This is a genomic window from Mesotoga sp. HF07.pep.5.2.highcov (genome assembly GCF_003666285.1).
In the GTDB taxonomy this organism is placed as follows: Bacteria; Thermotogota; Thermotogae; order Petrotogales; family Kosmotogaceae; genus Mesotoga; species Mesotoga prima.
This window is the reverse complement of record NZ_JFHJ01000684.1, coordinates 1-2,127: the sequence shown is the minus strand read 5'-3', so window position 1 is coordinate 2,127 and position 2,127 is coordinate 1. Positions and strand designations below refer to the sequence as shown.

2 protein-coding genes and 1 pseudogene are annotated in these 2,127 nt (G+C 44.5%); 2 read left to right on the top strand and 1 reads right to left on the bottom strand.

Translation table 11 applies throughout. The features are described from left to right. Positions 1-930, top strand: a 930-nt coding sequence (locus tag BG32_RS14610) for an IS3 family transposase (RefSeq protein WP_183084351.1), incomplete at its 5' end; no start/stop codon positions are given. A 340-nt stretch (positions 931-1,270) separates the two neighbouring features. Here BG32_RS14610 and BG32_RS14605 read toward each other — a convergent pair. Then, positions 1,271-1,699: a C-GCAxxG-C-C family protein gene (locus BG32_RS14605; RefSeq protein ID WP_006486512.1), complete on the bottom strand. Its 429-nt coding sequence runs from the start codon at positions 1,697-1,699 to the stop codon at positions 1,271-1,273. 108 nt (positions 1,700-1,807) lie between these two features. Here BG32_RS14605 and BG32_RS14600 point away from each other — a divergent pair. Next, positions 1,808-2,127 (top strand): annotated as a pseudogene (locus BG32_RS14600) (amidohydrolase); the annotation flags it as partial.

Below are 2,127 nucleotides of genomic sequence, written 5' to 3'. Positions count from 1 at the left end.
ATAACGCTTCTTCTGATTGTTGAGAGATACAGATCCTGGGGCTTCTCGATCACGTATTTGCTAAAGGTACTTGGAATACCCTCAAGCAGTTACTATCGCACCAGGAATCCAGGCTTCATTATTGCAGGAGAAATATACAAGAGAAAGAACAGAGGTTATTCATTCAACGATTTCGGAGGAACCACAGACGACGAAGAGTTAGAGAAGCTTTTGATCTATATCTCAAATGCAGATTCGCAACTTGAAGAGATTTACTATTTGAAGTTCCTTGGTTCAAAGAAGCTGTCGAGATACATTCTCACTTATTACGGGATAAGAGTAAACCACAAGAAGCTACATAGAATCAGGAAGAAGCTTGGCCTTGTAGGAAAATACAAGAAGCGAGATAAACACCCTGTAAGAAGAAGCAGTTCAATGAAGGTAACCGAGAAGAATCAACTGTGGGAAGCGGATATAACCTTTGTAAAGACCAGAGAAGAGCTTGTGGCCATACTAACTGTCCTGGACGTTTACGACAGGAACGTAGTCGGAACTTATGTGGGAACCTCATGCAAAAAAGAGGACTTCATTGAGCTAATTAAACTCTTGATTGAGAACAGGGGAAGACCTCAGTTCATTAGAACAGATAATGGAAGTCAGTTCAGAGCAATCAACACGGGTATATTCATGAATGAAGAAGAGATTGCACACGAATTCGGAATGAAGAGAAATCCTAATTCACAGGCTTATATTGAATCCTTCTTCTCATCCTTGAAAAGGGAATTCGTTGAAAACAACGAGTTTCTCAATCTAAACGATCTATGCAAGAAATTCAATGTCTATCTTGGTTTCTATAACAAACTGAGGCCTCATGGATCTCTGAATTACAATTCACCGATTGATTTCTCTCAAATTCAAAGCAATTTCGAGGAAGTGTTAGTTAAACCCTAGTGTCCTTATATTATTCTCCAATAATCAAGGGTCAGACCGTCCGAATTAGCCGACAAATTAGCCTGAACTTGATTCAGCATCCCGCTCTTCATAAACCGGTTCTTATAACACGCTTCTACAACCCGATCTTTATAACCCGCACTTTATAACCCGTTCCTAGACGCTGCTCTTTCGCGGCATAGCCGGAACTGGCCTCGCCGAAGGCGAGACTGGCCAGGCTGAGCATACTGGTTCTGAAAATCCTCCCCGCGAAGCGGGCATTGCGACCTGGCGTGGTCTTCGCCAGCCTTGCGTCCGCCGATGATCTTCGGCGCCTTGCGTCGAATGTTTTATGGAAGACTCACTTCGCTCTGTACGTAATCTCTCTCCTGTACTTTTGAATAATCTCTTCGAGAACCCGAGCCGCCATTCGTACAGTTGTTTCACATCCGATCACAGGATCACGGTACTTGTCTCTTAGCACTGAGCATTCGAGATGACCGTATCTCTTCTCGAATTCGGCAATGAACTCCTCTGCTATTCGTTTCATTCTTTCTTGTTTTTCATAGATCTCGCTGTTGAAGAGGATTCCAAGTACTGCAAGTGAACCTGTGACGGCTCCGCAGATACTCTTGATTCTCATGCCTCCTCCGAAGGCGCCCATCGTGAAGAAGGCCTCCTGGGGCAGGTCAAGGCCGTACTCATCGTTCGCTCCATATACCATTGCCTCTGCGCAGTTCCTCTCCACATCGTTTCTCGAATACTGTTTTCCAACCGCATCCTCAAGCATATTTATTCCCTTCCTAAAGCCTTGTTGAAATCAAAGGCAGTCATAAGTTTCCGATACGTATCACTTCTGATACAATTATTGTATAACTTTCAATAAAGGAGGACCTGTATGTCAATACTACTAAAGAACGGGACTATTTACCCCATCACTTCTGAGTCCTTCGTAGGTGATATTTTGATGAACAAGGGAAAGATCGAACGGATAGGACAAGGACTCGAAGAGCCTGGGGCTGAAGTTATCGATGTTTCGGGCAAGTACGTATTTCCGGGATTCATTGATGCCCACTCACACATTGGTATTTACGAAGAGGGGGTTGGGGGCTACTATGGTGACGGAAACGAAGCGACGGATCCCCTTACTCCGGATGTCTCCGTTGTCGATGCGTTCAATCCCCAGGACACAGCAATAAAACGGGCATTGTCCGGAGG

Coding starts and splice junctions, on each gene's coding strand:
- BG32_RS14605 (WP_006486512.1), bottom strand. CDS start 1,699: ATGCTTGAGGATGCGGTTGGAAAACAGTATTCGAGAAACGATGTGGAG.